The sequence below is a fragment of the Noviherbaspirillum sedimenti genome (genome assembly GCF_003590835.1).
Taxonomy (GTDB): Bacteria; Pseudomonadota; Gammaproteobacteria; order Burkholderiales; family Burkholderiaceae_D; genus Paucimonas; species Paucimonas sedimenti.
Map to the genome: position 1 here is coordinate 4,348,937 of NZ_QYUQ01000002.1, position 14,499 is coordinate 4,363,435.

Annotated in this window: 12 protein-coding genes; 11 read left to right on the forward strand and 1 reads right to left on the reverse strand. The window is 58.8% G+C overall.

What is annotated here, in order from left to right:
- Positions 1 to 28 precede the first annotated feature (28 nt).
- The 11 genes from D3878_RS20190 (at position 29) to eno (ending at position 13,240) form a co-directional block, all read left to right on the forward strand.
- Complete coding sequence (locus D3878_RS20190) at positions 29 to 1,360, forward strand: MFS transporter (protein WP_119787112.1); 1,332 nt, start codon at positions 29 to 31, stop codon at positions 1,358 to 1,360.
- Between the two features lie 48 nt (positions 1,361 to 1,408).
- Entirely contained in the window at positions 1,409 to 2,335 is a 927-nt protein-coding gene (ltnD, locus tag D3878_RS20195; protein WP_119787113.1) for an L-threonate dehydrogenase, read from the forward strand.
- 12 nt (positions 2,336 to 2,347) lie between these two features.
- Entirely contained in the window at positions 2,348 to 3,625 is a 1,278-nt protein-coding gene (otnK, locus tag D3878_RS20200) for a 3-oxo-tetronate kinase (protein ID WP_119787114.1), read from the forward strand.
- Complete coding sequence (locus D3878_RS20205) at positions 3,622 to 3,771, forward strand: hypothetical protein (RefSeq protein WP_199688219.1); 150 nt, start codon at positions 3,622 to 3,624, stop codon at positions 3,769 to 3,771. Before otnK ends, D3878_RS20205 begins: the two co-directional genes overlap by 4 nt.
- Before the next feature lie 15 nt (positions 3,772 to 3,786).
- Positions 3,787 to 4,563, forward strand: a complete 777-nt coding sequence (gene otnI / locus D3878_RS20210; RefSeq protein WP_119787115.1) for a 2-oxo-tetronate isomerase — start codon at positions 3,787 to 3,789, stop codon at positions 4,561 to 4,563.
- Between the two features lie 23 nt (positions 4,564 to 4,586).
- Complete coding sequence (locus D3878_RS20215) at positions 4,587 to 4,766, forward strand: hypothetical protein (protein ID WP_119787116.1); 180 nt, start codon at positions 4,587 to 4,589, stop codon at positions 4,764 to 4,766.
- 23 nt (positions 4,767 to 4,789) lie between these two features.
- Positions 4,790 to 5,776 carry a D-erythronate dehydrogenase gene (denD, locus tag D3878_RS20220; protein WP_119787117.1) on the forward strand — a complete coding sequence of 329 codons (987 nt, stop codon included), beginning with the start codon at positions 4,790 to 4,792 and terminating at the stop codon, positions 5,774 to 5,776.
- Positions 5,777 to 5,792: 16 nt separating this feature from the next.
- Positions 5,793 to 7,421 carry an NADP-dependent glyceraldehyde-3-phosphate dehydrogenase gene (locus D3878_RS20225; RefSeq protein ID WP_119787118.1) on the forward strand — a complete coding sequence of 543 codons (1,629 nt, stop codon included), beginning with the start codon at positions 5,793 to 5,795 and terminating at the stop codon, positions 7,419 to 7,421.
- A gap of 184 nt (positions 7,422 to 7,605) precedes the next feature.
- Positions 7,606 to 10,362 (forward strand): phosphoenolpyruvate carboxylase, encoded by a 2,757-nt coding sequence (gene ppc, locus D3878_RS20230; RefSeq protein ID WP_233556405.1) that lies wholly within the window; start codon positions 7,606 to 7,608, stop codon positions 10,360 to 10,362.
- 92 nt (positions 10,363 to 10,454) lie between these two features.
- On the forward strand, positions 10,455 to 11,888 hold the full coding sequence (gene pyk, locus D3878_RS20235) for a pyruvate kinase (protein WP_119788037.1): 1,434 nt from the start codon (positions 10,455 to 10,457) through the stop codon (positions 11,886 to 11,888).
- A gap of 65 nt (positions 11,889 to 11,953) precedes the next feature.
- Positions 11,954 to 13,240, forward strand: a complete 1,287-nt coding sequence (gene eno, locus D3878_RS20240) for a phosphopyruvate hydratase (protein ID WP_119787119.1) — start codon at positions 11,954 to 11,956, stop codon at positions 13,238 to 13,240.
- Between the two features lie 133 nt (positions 13,241 to 13,373).
- Here eno and denD (D3878_RS20245) read toward each other — a convergent pair whose 3' ends face one another.
- Positions 13,374 to 14,360, reverse strand: coding sequence for a D-erythronate dehydrogenase (denD, locus tag D3878_RS20245; RefSeq protein ID WP_119787120.1), 987 nt, complete (start codon positions 14,358 to 14,360; stop codon positions 13,374 to 13,376).
- Positions 14,361 to 14,499 lie beyond the last annotated feature (139 nt).

Consider the following 14,499-nt stretch of genomic DNA (forward strand, 5'->3'; position numbering starts at 1 on the left):
TTTCAAAAAGCCAACATACGGAGACAGTATGACAACCAGTACCACGCAGACCGCCGGATCTGCAAAGTTCGTATCCTCATCGGCTGTCGGTATTGACGAAGCATCAACTTATCGCAAAGTCACCTGGCGCCTGATTCCCTTTTTGATGTTGTGTTACGTCGTCGCCTATCTCGACCGGGTAAACGTCGGTTTTGCCAAGCTGCAGATGCTGAACGACTTGAAGTTCAGCGAAACCGTGTTCGGACTCGGTGCCGGCGTGTTCTTTCTCGGCTATTTCCTGTTCGAGGTGCCCAGTAACGTGATCCTGCATCGGGTCGGCGCGAGAGTGTGGATCGCCCGCATCATGATCACCTGGGCCGTCATCTCCGGCGCGTTCATGTTCGTCACTACGCCGACCATGTTCTACATCATGCGATTTCTGCTCGGGATCGCCGAAGCCGGCTTCTTCCCCGGGATTATCCTGTACCTCACCTATTGGTACCCGGCGGAGCGCCGCGCACGGATCGTCACTACCTTCATGACCGCGATCCCCGTGTCGGGAGTGTTCGGCGGTCCCCTGTCTGGCTGGATCATGGAATCGTTCGCCGGCGTCAACGGCTTGTCCGGCTGGCAGTGGATGTTCGTGCTGGAAGCGGTACCGGCCGTTGTGATGGGTCTTGCGGTGCTGCTGTACCTGGATAACGGCATCCGTTCGGCCAAGTGGTTGAGCGAGGATGAAAAACGCTTGCTCGAAGAGCGCATCGCACATGATGCCAAAGGCAAGATCGAACATCAGTCGATCGGCGCGGTATTTGCCGATCGCCGGGTATGGTTGATGTCCCTGATCTACTTTTGCTGCGTCATGGGCCAATACGGTCTGACGTTCTGGATGCCCAGTTTGATCAAGGCGGCCGGCATCAAGGGTGTGCTCAACATAGGGTTGTTCACCGCCATTCCTTATAGCGCAGCAATCATTGCAATGCTGTTGCTCGGACGCAGCGCGGACCACAAGCGCGAACGCCGCTGGCACCTTGCCATTCCGATGTTGCTGGGTGCGGTCGGCCTGGTAGGCAGCGCGCTGGCGGGAACCAATACCGGGATTGCCATCGCCTTTCTTACCTTGGCCGCAGCCGGCGTGGTCGCGTCCGCACCATTGTTCTGGAGTTTGCCGACCGCGTTCCTGGGCGGCGCGGCGGCGGCGGCGGGCATTGCCGCCATCAATTCGGTCGGCAATCTGGCCGGCTTCGCCAGTCCGTATCTGATCGGTTGGCTCAAAGACCTGACGCAAAGCACAAACATCGGCATGTATGTACTGGCCGGCGTTCTTGTGGCCGGCTCGCTGGTTGTACTCAGCATACCGGCGCGCCTGGTCAATCGCTGAATCAGGCCTGGCGCGCCAGTCATCAATCTTCATTCAAGGAGCAATCAAATGAACCAGCAAGCGTGTCGTGTCGGAGTAATAGGTCTGGGCGCAATGGGAATGGGCGTCGCAGGGTCCCTGCTGCGCGCCGGTTTCGAGGTGTATGTGCGCGACGTACGGCAGGAAGCGATGCAGAAGGCAGTTGCTGCCGGCGCGCAAGCAGTCGTGTCCCCGGCGACCTTCGGCGAGTTGGACGTCTTGCTGATCTATGTCGTCAATGCGCAGCAAACCGAGCAGGTGCTGTTCGGCGAGCATGGCGCGGCTGCGCATCTCCGCCATGGCACCGTGGTGATCGGCAGTTCGACGGTAGCGCCGGAATTTGCCGAAATGCTGGGTGCGCGACTGAACGCAATGGGACTGCAATTCATCGACGCGCCGGTATCCGGCGGCGCCGTCAAAGCCGCGGCAGGCGAGATGTCGATGATGGCATCCGGCGCCCCTGAGGCATTTGCCCGTTGTGGCCCGGTGTTCGAGGCGATCTGCAGCAAGTTGTACCGGCTCGGCGATCAGCCGGGACAGGGTTCGAAAGTAAAGATGATCAACCAGCTGCTGGCGGGCGTACATATCGCGGCTGCCGCCGAAGCGATGGCGCTGGGATTGCGCGCCGGTTGCGACGCCGATGCCTTGTATGAGGTGATCAGTAATAGTGCAGGCAGTTCCTGGATGTTCCAGAATCGCGTGCCGCACATCCTGGCGGGCGACTACACGCCGTTGTCGGCGGTGAATATTTTCGTCAAGGATCTTGGCATCGTGCTCGATTACGCAAAGAAGAGCGTATTCCCGCTGCCCTTGTCGGCAGCGGCACACCAGATGTTCATGCAAGCCTCTGCCGCCGGACATGGCGGCGAAGACGACTCGGCCGTCGTGAAGATATTTCCCGGCATCGAACTGCCCGCGCCAAAGGCGGCAAGGCAGGCAACTGAACAAGCAGCCTGAACGGAGCGAAAAATGACCGTTTTATTGGGATGCATCGCAGACGATTTCACGGGCGGCACCGATTTGGCCGGCATGCTCGTGAAAGCCGGGATGCGTACGGTGCAGCTGATCGGCGTGCCGACCGAACCCATAGCGGACGATGTCGATGCAGTCGTGATCGCGCTCAAGTCGCGCACCAGCCCGGTCGACCAGGCGGTATCGGAATCGCTTGCGGCTTTGCGGTGGCTGCAAAGTGCGGGCTGCAAGCAAATTTACTTCAAGTACTGCTCGACCTTCGATTCCACGCCACGCGGAAATATCGGACCGGTTACCGAAGCCTTGATGACAGCGTTGGGCGCCGAGTTCACGATTGCCTGTCCGGCATTCCCGGCCAATGGGCGGACGATCTATAAAGGCTACCTGTTCGTCGGCGAGATGCTGCTGAGTGAATCGGGCATGCGGAATCATCCGTTGACGCCGATGACCGATTCCAATCTGGTGCGGGTCATGCAACAGCAGACCGAGCGCAAGGTCGGTCTGGTCGACAGCGCCGTGGTAGACCAGGGCGCTGCCGCAATCGGCGAACGTATTGCCGGTTTGCGCGAACGCGGATACGGCCTGGCGATCGTCGATGCCTTGTCCGATGTCCACCTCGAATCGATCGGCGCAGCCTGTGCCGACATGCCGCTGATAACCGGCGGCTCCGGCATCGCGCTCGGATTGCCGGAAAATTTTCGCCGTCGCGGATTGCTTTCCCGCACCGTTGCGGCCGATGTGCTTGCCGCGACCGGCGGATTGCGCGCCGTCATTTCGGGCAGTTGCTCCGTGGCGACGCAAAGGCAGGTAGCGCTGATGCGTGCATCCTTCCCCGCGTTCAAGATCGATCCCTTGCTTCTCGCGCGCGGCGAAGACCTGGTATCGGCTGCGCTCGATTGGGCCGGCGGCCGCATCGGCAAGCAACCGGTATTGATCTATGCCACGGCGACTCCCGAGACGGTCAAGCAGGCGCAGCTGGAACTTGGGGCTGAACAAGCCGGCGGCCTGGTCGAAAATGCGCTTGCAGAAATTGCCAAGGGACTGGTGCGGCTCGGCGTCGGACAAATGATCGTGGCGGGCGGCGAAACTTCCGGTGCGGTGGTCAACGCGCTCGGCATCAAAGGCTTGCGCATCGGCCCCGAAATCGATCCCGGCGTGCCGTGGACGACCACGTTGCCGCACGACGCAAGCGTACAGCCACTGGCGCTTGCACTTAAATCGGGTAACTTCGGCAGCGAGGATTTCTTCCTCAAGGCCTGGGACAAGCTGCAATGAACACCATGATCCAGACCGGACGGGATGAGACTGTGCTGCGCGAACAGATCGCCAAATTATTCCTGCTGTTGCGCAATACGCCAACCAATCCGTTGAACGGCAAGCAGATCGAAGAACTCAAGTCGGTCTTCAAGCTCGACCTTTAACCAAAGAGAACCGCAATGCCAAAATTTGCCGCCAACCTGACCATGATGTTTAACGAGCTTGCATTCCCCGAACGGTTTGCCGCCGCAGCCAAGGCCGGCTTCCAGGCCGTCGAATTCTTGTTTCCCTATGATCATGCGCCGCATGAAATTGCGCACTGGTTAAAGGAAAACCGATTGGAAAATGCGTTGTTCAATTTGCCGCCGGGGGATTGGGCCGCAGGCGAACGCGGGATTGCCGCGCTTCCCGGCCGCGAGGATGAATTCCGGACCGGCGTTGCGCTCGCGCTGGAATACGCGCAGGCGCTCGGCACGCAGCGCCTGCATGTGATGGCGGGTCTGTTGCCGCCGGGCGCGGAGCGCGGCCGTTATCTGGAAACCTATATCGAGAACGTGCGCCATGCCGCGCGCGAACTGGCAAAGCATGGCCGTACCCTATTGCTCGAACCGATCAACCCGCGCGACATGCCTGGCTATTTTCTCAATTCCCAGCACGAGGGACACGCGATCCGCGAAGCGGTGGGTGAGCCCAACGTCAAGGTGCAGATGGACTTCTACCATGCACAGATTGTCGACGGCGATCTCGCCATGACGCTCAGAAAATACTTCGGCGGTATCGGCCATATTCAGATCGCCGGCGTGCCGAGTCGCAATGAGCCGGACGACGGCGAGGTTGATTACCGCTATTTGTTCCGCCTGCTTGACCAGCTCGGCTACGACGGCTGGGTCGGCTGCGAATACCGGCCGCGCGGCCGCACGGAAGACGGGCTCGGCTGGCTTCGGGCGCTGAAATAAAACGCATTGGCGAGGAGACGAACATGTACCGGATCAATCAACCCAGCAAACAAGAAGTGCGCGCATGGCTCCTGCAGCGCCGCGCCGTCTCCCGGCCGCCACCGGATGTCGAGCAGATCCGGCGCGAACTGGCCTGGAGTGTCATGGCAGAAGGGGACGATGGAAATCGGGATCCGGCACAACCGCGGTTGGCCGGCAATTAGTTTCAATTACTGGAGTCGAAGATATGAACGTAATGATTACCGGCGGCGCGGGCTTTCTCGGACAGCGCCTTGCGCGCCGCCTGCTTGAACTTGGATACCTCACCGATTCGAACGGCAGCAAGCGGGCCATCGATCGGATTCTCCTGGTGGACGTGGTGCCGGCACATGATTTCGGCGATCCGCGCGTAGTCACGGTCGCCGGCGATATTGCCGATGCCGCTTTGCTGCACGATGTGATCGATACGCAGACGACATCCATTTTCCACCTTGCGGCAGTGGTCAGCGGGCAGGCTGAAGCCGACTTCGAACTCGGCATGCGGATCAACCTCGATGCATCGCGCCAGTTGCTGGATCGGTGCCGCCGCCTCGGACATCGCCCGAAAATCGTTTTTACCAGTTCGGTCGCCGTCTACGGCGGCCAGTTGCCTGCCATTGTGCAGGACAGCACCGCGCTCAATCCGCAGTCGTCGTATGGCATGCAGAAAGCGATCGGCGAATTACTGCTGAACGACTATAGCCGCAAGGGATTTGTAGACGGTCGCGTGCTGCGTTTGCCAACCATCTGCGTACGTCCCGGCAAGCCGAACAAGGCCGCTTCGTCCTTTGTCAGCGGCTTGATCCGCGAACCGCTCAACGGGAAAGAAGCTGTTTGCCCGGTCGCGCCCGATACTCGCCTGTGGCTGCTGTCGCCGCGCAGCGCGATCGAGTGCCTGATTGCCGGCCACGAGCTGGCGGCGGCTTCTCTGGGCAGCAACCGCATCGTCAATCTGCCAGGAATCTCGGTCAAGGTCGAGGACATGCTCGCCGCGCTGGCGCGCGTTGCCGGACCGGAACTGATCAAGCGCATCCGCTGGGAGCGCGATCCGATGGTCGAACGCATCGTCGGCGGCTGGCCCGGCGCCTGGAACGTCGCGGCGGCGCACGCACTCGGCCTCCTCGGCGATACCGATTTTGACAGCATTGTCAGGGCGTATATCGAGGATGACCTGGAACCCAATACTGTTTCCTGACACTGGAGAGCTTGAAATGAAAAACCAACGGGAATTACTGACGCTTTTCCCCGCGCAGCATGAGATACCCGATGCGCATCGCCTGCCGGCGCCGCTGCGGCAGCGAACCTACCTGGTCAACGGTGAACTGAAAACATGGGACGGCGAGGTCCAGCGTGTGTTGTCGCCGGTGTGCGTGCGTTCGGCCGACGGCGAACTTGAGCAGATCGAGATCGGCAGCTATCCCATGCACGATGAAGCGGCCAGCGACGCCGCGCTTGACGCGGCGGTCAATGCCTATGACAACGGCCGCGGCGAATGGCCGACCATGTCGGTTGCCCAGCGCATCGATTGCATCGAAAATTTCACGCGGCAGATGGTGGCGCAGCGGCAGCGTATCGTGCAATTGATCATGTGGGAAATCGGAAAAAGCCTGGCGGATTCTGAAAAGGAGTTCGATCGCACGGTGGAATACATCAAGGCGACCGTCGAAGCGTTGAAGGAGCTCGACAACAGCAACTCGCGCTTCACCGTGGTGGAAGGCACGATCGGCCAGGTGCGCCGCACACCGCTGGGTGTGGTTCTGTGCATGGGGCCGTACAACTATCCGCTCAATGAAACGTTTGCCACGCTGATTCCGGCCCTCATCATGGGCAATACGCTTGTGTTCAAACCTCCCAAGTTTGGCGTACTTCTGTTCGCTCCGCTGCTGGAGGCGTTTCGTACGGCGCTGCCAAAAGGCGTGCTCAACACCGTGTACGGGCCCGGTGCTGTAATCGTGCCGCGCATGCTCAATTCCGGCAAAGTCAACGTGCTGACCTTGATCGGATCGAGCAAGGTGGCGGACCATCTGAAGAAACAACCTCCCAAGGCGCACCGCCTGCGCGCGATCCTGGGACTGGATGCCAAGAACGCCGCGATTGTGCTGCCGGATGCGGATATCGAACTTGCGGTCAGAGAATGTCTGCTGGGAGCCTTGTCGTTCAACGGACAGCGCTGCACCGCGCTCAAGATGCTGCTCGTGCACCAATCGATTGTCGATAAATTCCTGCAGCGTTTCGTGGAAGAGCTGGACAAACTGAAGATCGGCATGCCGTGGGAGAAGGGCGTGCAGATTACGCCGTTGCCGGAACTCTCAAAAATTTCTTACCTGACCGACTGCATCAAGGATGCGCAACAAAAGGGCGCGCGGGTCATCAACGACGGTGGCGGAACGGTCTGCGGCACCCTGTTTTACCCGGCCGTGGTATATCCGGTGCGCGAAGGCATGAAGCTGTATCGCGAAGAACAGTTCGGTCCGGTAGTACCGGTCATGGCTTTCGACGACATTGAGACTGCTCTCGAATACGTGATTACGTCCGAGCACGGTCAGCAGGTCAGCATCTTCGGCACGGATCCGGACTTGATCGGAGCAATGGTCGATCCTCTGGTCAACCAGGTATGCCGCGTCAATCTCAATTGCCAGTGTCAGCGCGGCCCCGATGTATTCCCGTTCGCGGGACGAAAGGACTCGGCCGAGGGAACCTTGTCGGTGACAGACGCATTGCGGGCATTTTCGATCCGTTCAATGGTGGCCGCAAAGCAGACCGACGACAGCAAGCAATTGCTGGACGCGATCGTGCTTGGCCACAAGTCGAATTTCATCAATACACGTTTTATCTTGTAGTCGCCTGCCTCAGGCAGCGCCGGCTCCTGAGGAAAAAAGCAGTCCAAATTGAGGAAACGACCATGTCAGGCATTCGCGTCAAAACGATCTGCAGAGTTACCGCTTTATTCGGTTGGCTTTGCTTTATATCGCTTCGGGCCAAGGCGCAAGTCAACGTGCATGCGTTCAGAATCGGCAGCAGCTCATGATGCATTCTCCCAATGATGTTGAAGATGAGTTCCTTAGCCGAGATATTCGCCGTCTGAAAAACATCCTGAGTGACGTTATCCAATCGCTTCATGGGAATGACGTTTTCAATCGGATCGAGAACATACGCCAGTTGTCCATCCGGTTCCGCCGGGATCAGGATGAGCCTACGCGACTCGAGTTCGAGGCTGCGCTGCATGCGCTTTCGGAGGAGGAGACGAAACAGCTGATCCGCTCCTTCAGTTATTTTTCTCTGCTGGCCAACATTGCGGAAGACCAGCACCATATCCGGCTTGCGCACTCGCACCTGATTGCCGGATCGGCCGCCAGGGAAGGCAGTCTGGCGCACGCCGTCGACAGCGCCTTTCGCGCCGGTCGGGGCGACGCCTTCAAGGACTTCTTTGAACAAGCCTTTATCAGCCCCGTGCTTACCGCGCACCCCACCGAGGTCCAGCGCAAGAGCATTTTGAACTGCCAGACGGCGATCGCCCGCTTGTTGAATGAGCGCGACCGGATTCGGATGACGCAGGCTGAAGCGGCTCGGAACGAAGAAGGATTGATGCGCGGAATAGCGACGTTGTGGCAGACCAGGCTGCTTCGAACTGAAAAATTGTCGGTGATGGATGAGGTGGAAAATGGCCTGTCGTTCTTCGACAATACCATCTTGACGGAGCTGCCGAATCTGTACGCGTCGCTCGAGGATATGCTTGCCGGGCACGATGCCGGCTGGACCGGCACGGAACTGCCGGCATTCATGAAAGTCGGCAGCTGGATCGGCGGCGACCGCGATGGCAATCCGTTTGTCACGGCCGATGTTCTTCGCAGCACGCTTCAGAAGCAGTCTGAGCGGGCACTGGGTTTTTATCTGGCCGAACTGCACAAACTGGCTTCCCAGCTGTCTCTGGCACAAGCCTTGAGCGGCTGTACCGAGGAACTCAGGCAGCTCGCGGATCGTTCCGAGGACCAGTCGCCGCATCGACTCGACGAGCCATATCGCCGCGCGATATACGGCATCCATGCACGACTCGCCGCCACCAAAGCGGGATTTTCCAAGGTGGCGGAAGAGTCCGGCGGACCGTCTGGTACTGAGCCATACGGTTCCGCCGATCAACTGCAGTCGGATCTGGACGTGGTTCATCGGTCTTTGATGTCGAGCGGCTCCAGTATGCTGGCTCGAGGCCGATTACGGCATTTGCGCCACGCGGTAAAAATATTCGGGTTCAGCCTGGCGCCGATCGATTTGCGGCAGAACGCGGAGGTGCATGAGCGCGTCGTCGGCGAGCTGCTATTGCACGCCGCGCCTGGCATCGCATATGACCAGCTCGGCGAAAGCGAGCGCGTCGCATTGTTGCTGAAAGAACTGGAGTCGTCCCGGCCCTTGCTATCGCCTTTCGTGACGTATTCCGTGGAAACCATGTCGGAACTGGACATATTTCGCGTGGTGAAGGAGGCGCATCGAAAGTACGGCCGTGAAGCTGTCCCTAACTACATTATTTCAAAGGCCTCCAGCGTATCCGACCTTCTTGAAGTGGCGCTTCTATTGAAAGAATCCGGTCTTCTTCGACCGCATGACGCTACACTCGACGTCAACATCATTCCGCTGTTCGAAACCATCGACGATTTGCGCCAGGGTCCGGCCGTGATGGCGCGCGCCTTCAGCATGCCTCTGTACATGCGCTTGCTTGAGTCCAGGAATCGCATGCAAGAAATAATGGTGGGGTACTCCGACAGCAACAAGGACGGCGGTTTTCTCACCTCCGGCTGGGAGTTGTATAAAGCGGAAGTCGGCCTGGTTCAGGTGTTCAAGGAACACGGCGTCAAGCTTCGGCTGTTCCATGGCCGCGGCGGGTCGGTGGGGCGTGGCGGCGGCCCCAGTTATGAGGCGATTCTCGCGCAGCCGGCCGGCGCCGTCCAGGCAAGAATTCGCGTGACTGAACAAGGCGAGGTGATTACCGCGAAATATGCGAATCCGGAAGTCGGGCGGCAGAACCTCGAACTGCTCGTCGCAGCGACGATCGAGACGAGTTTGCCGCCGCAGCGGCAGACGGAGCCTGGCGCTGATCATCTCGCAGCAATGGAACAGTTGTCGGCGGAGGCGCTGAGCGCCTACCGTTCACTGGTTTACCAAACCGAAGGTTTTGAAACCTATTTCTGGGAGTCGACGGTCATCTCGGAAATCGCCGCACTCAATATTGGAAGCCGGCCGGCATCGCGAAAGCCATCTACATCGATTGAAGACTTGCGGGCTATTCCGTGGGTCCTGAGCTGGGCGCAATGTCGTTTGATGCTGCCGGGATGGTACGGGTTCGGCTCGGCGGTCCGCTGTTTTCTGGAAGCGCATCCTTCGGACGGGATGAAGATATTGAATCAGATGTATGCCGAATGGCCTTTCTTTTCTTCGCTCGTTTCAAATATGGATATGGTTCTGGCGAAAAGCGACATGGTCATCGCCGGCCGGTACGCTGCATTGGTCCAGGATGTCGCGCTTCGAGACTCCATATTCAGGCGGATATGTTCCGAGCACCAGTTGACCCTTGACGCGCTAAAGGCGATTACGGGACAAACAGGCGGGCCGGAAAAGAATCCCTTGCAACAGCGATCTGTTCGGCATCGCCTTCCTTATATCGATGCGCTCAATCACGTGCAAGTCGAATTACTGAGGCGGTTTCGGGAGCGGCGTCAGGACAAGAGCGCCCGGATTGGCATCCACCTTTCCATTAACGGCATCGCTGCCGGGCTGCGCAATAGTGGATAGGCATTCACAAAAAACTGCGCCGCACTTCGTCTTTTCACATCATTCACAGAAAGGAAGATGCGCCGGATCATGGCGTGTCGATCATCAATCACATGCTTAGAGCCACAAAAATCGTCGCCACCATCGGACCCGCTTCGAGCGACTTGGCGACATTGGTCCGTATGTTCGAGGCCGGCGTCAATGTCGTGCGCCTGAATTTTTCACACGGCAAGGCCCTGGATCATATCGACCGTGCACGGCTGGTACGTGAAGCAGCCGGCAAATGCGGACGCGAAGTGGCCATCATGGCCGACTTGCAAGGTCCGAAGATACGAGTCGGGAAATTCGAAAACGGGAAAATCCAGCTTGAAAACGGCGCCCGCTTTATTCTGGATGCCGAATGCGAATTGGGGAACGAGCAACGTGTCGGCCTCGACTATAAGGAACTGCCGCGCGATCTGAAACAGAACGATGTCTTGCTTTTGAACGATGGCTTGATCGTGCTGGTGGTCGACCAGATCATCGGTGCCGCAATTCATACGACGGTCAGGATTGGCGGCGAACTCTCGAACAACAAGGGCATCAACCGGCAAGGCGGCGGCCTGTCGGCACCGGCGTTGACCTCAAAAGACATGGAAGACATCAAGACGGCGATGAGTTTTCAAGCCGACTATGTCGCCGTCTCATTTCCAAAAAATGGAACCGACATGGTGATGGCGCGCCAGCTGGCCAATATCGCCGGCGAACCGCACCGCCACAAGCCGATGATGATCGCGAAGATCGAGAGAGCGGAGGCGATTCCGGCATTGCAGGAAATTGTCGATGCGTCGGATGGCATCATGGTGGCGCGCGGCGACCTTGCGGTAGAGGTGGGGAACGCGGCGGTTCCCGCCCTGCAAAAACGCATGATAAAAATGGCGCGCGCATCCAATAAACTCGCCATTACCGCCACCCAGATGATGGAGTCGATGATCGTCAACGCCATGCCGACGCGCGCGGAAGTGTCCGATGTTGCGAACGCCGTGCTGGACGGTACGGATGCGGTCATGACGTCTGCCGAGACGGCGTCTGGAAAATATCCGGTGGAAACGGTGGAAGCAATGGCTGCAATCTGTCTTGAGGCAGAGAAATCGGACACCTGCAAGCTCGACGCCGATTTCCTGAACACGACGTTCAACCGGATCGACCAGTCAGTTGCGTATGGAGCCTTGTTTATCGCGCATCACCTGCGCGTGAAGACAATCGCCGCATTGACGGATTCGGGTGCCACCGCGCTTTGGATGAGCCGCTATAACATCGACATTCCCATCATTGCCATCACGCCAAATGTCGCGACTCAGCGAAAATTAGCGCTTTACCGGAATGTCCGTACGCTGGAGTTGAAGCTATCGTACGACCGCGACGCTGCGTTGAACGCCGCAAAAGAGCTGCTGCTTGAGCGGCGCCTGGTTGCCAAGGGCGACACGATTGTGTTGACATGCGGAGAACCGATGGGTGAAGCGGGCGGCACGAACGGGCTCAAAATCATGAAAATCGGCCACCACTAAATCGACCGCGGTATTTCAGGTGTAGTTTCAGTTTTTATTGAATTAATTTAATGGAGTAAAAAGCAATGAGTACCATCATCGATGTCATCGGCCGCGAAGTAATCGATTCGCGCGGCAATCCGACCGTCGAATGCGACGTCCTGCTGGAATCCGGCGTGATGGGCCGCGCCGCCGTGCCCTCGGGCGCTTCCACCGGTTCGCGCGAAGCGATCGAATTGCGCGATGGCGACAAGAGCCGCTATTTCGGCAAGGGCGTCCTCCAAGCCTGCGAGAACATCAATACCGAAATTTCCGAAGCCATCATGGGCCTGGATGCCAATGAGCAGGCGTTCCTCGACCGCACCCTGATCGATCTCGACGGTACCGAGAACAAGGGCCGCCTGGGCGCCAACGCCATGCTGGCCGTGTCGATGGCCGTTGCCAAGGCTGCTGCCGAGGAATCCGGCCTGCCGCTGTACCGTTACTTCGGCGGTTCGGGCGCCATGCAGATGCCGGTGCCGATGATGAACGTCATCAACGGCGGCGCACATGCCGACAACAACCTCGACCTGCAGGAATTCATGATCATTCCGGTGGGTGCTCCGAGCTTCCGCGAAGCGATCCGCTACGGCGCCGAAGTGTTCCATACGCTGAAGAAGATCCTGCACGACAAGGGCCTGACCACCGCGGTCGGCGACGAAGGCGGTTTTGCACCATCGGTCGCCAACCATGAAGAAGCGATCAAGCTGATCATCCAGGCCATCGAGCAGGCAGGCTATGAGCCGGGCACGCAGATCGCGCTTGGCCTGGATTGCGCCGCTTCCGAGTTCTACAAGGATGGCAAGTACCACCTGTCCGGCGAAGGTCTGAGCCTGTCCTCGACCGATTTCACCAACCTGCTGGCCACCTGGTGCGACAAGTACCCGATCATCTCGATCGAGGATGCGATGGCGGAAAACGACTGGGAAGGCTGGGCCACCCTGACCAATGCCCTGGGCAAGAAGGTGCAGCTGGTGGGCGACGACCTGTTCGTCACCAACACCAAGATCCTGCGCGAAGGCATCCAGAAGAACATCGCCAACTCGATCCTCATCAAGATCAACCAGATCGGCACCCTGACCGAAACCTTCGCCGCCATCGAAATGGCCAAGCGGGCCGGCTACACTGCCGTGATTTCGCACCGTTCCGGCGAAACCGAGGATTCGACCATTGCCGATATCGCGGTCGGTTGCAATGCCCTGCAGATCAAGACCGGCTCGATGTCGCGTTCGGACCGCATGGCCAAGTACAACCAGCTCCTGCGCATCGAGGAAGATCTCGGCGACATCGCCAGCTATCCGGGCCGCAGCGCGTTCTACAATTTGAGTCAATAGGTTTGACTGGGCGCGGTGATTGGACGACCGCCTAACCACGACAAAGTGCCTGCTTTGGAAAAATTTAGCGCGATATCGACTCAAGGTCACTCGGCAAAGGCGCTTGCGCGCCTTTGCCGCCGCGCGAGCTTAATTAGGCGGCGATCTGCCCTTTCAGCTCATCTTCCACATAGGCACGCACGATGCTGTCAAAATCCGCGTCGCGCTTGAACCCCATGGCGTCGCCGCGTTTAGTATCGAAGTTGCCCGGCCAGGAATTGACGATCTTGATGATGGCGTCGTCGCGTTCCCAACGGATGCGCTTGACGACGTTGCTGCCGGCGACGCGCTCAAGCGCGGCCACCATTTCCTGCACCGTTGTTGCCAGGCCCGGCAGGCTTAATGCGCGGCTGTAGCCGAAGGCGCTGCCATCGATGTCGTGCCCGTGGATCAGGCTGTTGATTGCATAACGCGGCGAGAGCAGCCACATCGGCGTTTCCGGCGCAACCGGGCACACGGCTTCCACGCCATTGAGCGGCTCGCGGATAATGCCGCTGGCAAAGCTGGATGCCGCCTTGTTCGGTGCGCCGGGACGCACGCACACCGTTGGCATCCGCAGCGCGCGCCCGTCAATGAATCCCTTGCGGCTATAGTCGGTGACCAGCAGTTCGCCCATCACTTTTTGCGCGCCATACGAGCTTTGCGGCGTGAGCACCTGCGTGTCGGGCACTTTCGCAGGCAGGTCGCCGCCGAATACGGCGACAGAACTGGTAAACACGACCCGCGGACGGTTGCCGTTGTGGCGCGCGCGCTCCAGGATCAAACGGGTCGCATCGAAGTTGATGCGCATGCCCAGATCGAAATCCGCTTCGGCGTGACCGCTGACGATGGCCGCGAAATGGAAGATCGACTGGGTAGCCGGGCTGATGACAGATTCGATGGTTTTGGGATCAGCGATGTCGCCGGTCACGATCTTGATGCGCTCATCGGTAAAACCCTGCGCCGGCACTACGTCCAGCAGGGTGATGCGCGAAATCGGGGTTTGCTTTCCCTGGGCATCCGCCAGCGTGCCCCGCTCGAGAAGCTGCCTGGCCAATCGCGCCCCCAGCAATCCTGCACCGCCTGTAATCAATACTTCCATGTTGTCCTCTTGAAAATACGCGCCGAGGCGCGGTTACTTTGAAAATTGCTTTTAGGAAGTTTTTTAGACTTACCGAAGCAACTTGCCGTTTAACTTGTAAAGTTATATGATAAGCTCATATGTGATATTCACCAAACCA

Coding starts and splice junctions, on each gene's coding strand:
- eno (WP_119787119.1), top strand. CDS start 11,954: ATGAGTACCATCATCGATGTCATCGGCCGCGAAGTAATCGATTCGCGC.
- D3878_RS20225 (WP_119787118.1), top strand. CDS start 5,793: ATGAAAAACCAACGGGAATTACTGACGCTTTTCCCCGCGCAGCATGAG.
- D3878_RS20215 (WP_119787116.1), top strand. CDS start 4,587: ATGTACCGGATCAATCAACCCAGCAAACAAGAAGTGCGCGCATGGCTC.
- otnI (WP_119787115.1), top strand. CDS start 3,787: ATGCCAAAATTTGCCGCCAACCTGACCATGATGTTTAACGAGCTTGCA.
- denD (WP_119787120.1), bottom strand. CDS start 14,360: ATGGAAGTATTGATTACAGGCGGTGCAGGATTGCTGGGGGCGCGATTG.
- ppc (WP_233556405.1), top strand. CDS start 7,606: ATGATGCATTCTCCCAATGATGTTGAAGATGAGTTCCTTAGCCGAGAT.
- ltnD (WP_119787113.1), top strand. CDS start 1,409: ATGAACCAGCAAGCGTGTCGTGTCGGAGTAATAGGTCTGGGCGCAATG.
- otnK (WP_119787114.1), top strand. CDS start 2,348: ATGACCGTTTTATTGGGATGCATCGCAGACGATTTCACGGGCGGCACC.
- pyk (WP_119788037.1), top strand. CDS start 10,455: ATGCTTAGAGCCACAAAAATCGTCGCCACCATCGGACCCGCTTCGAGC.
- denD (WP_119787117.1), top strand. CDS start 4,790: ATGAACGTAATGATTACCGGCGGCGCGGGCTTTCTCGGACAGCGCCTT.
- D3878_RS20205 (WP_199688219.1), top strand. CDS start 3,622: ATGAACACCATGATCCAGACCGGACGGGATGAGACTGTGCTGCGCGAA.
- D3878_RS20190 (WP_119787112.1), top strand. CDS start 29: ATGACAACCAGTACCACGCAGACCGCCGGATCTGCAAAGTTCGTATCC.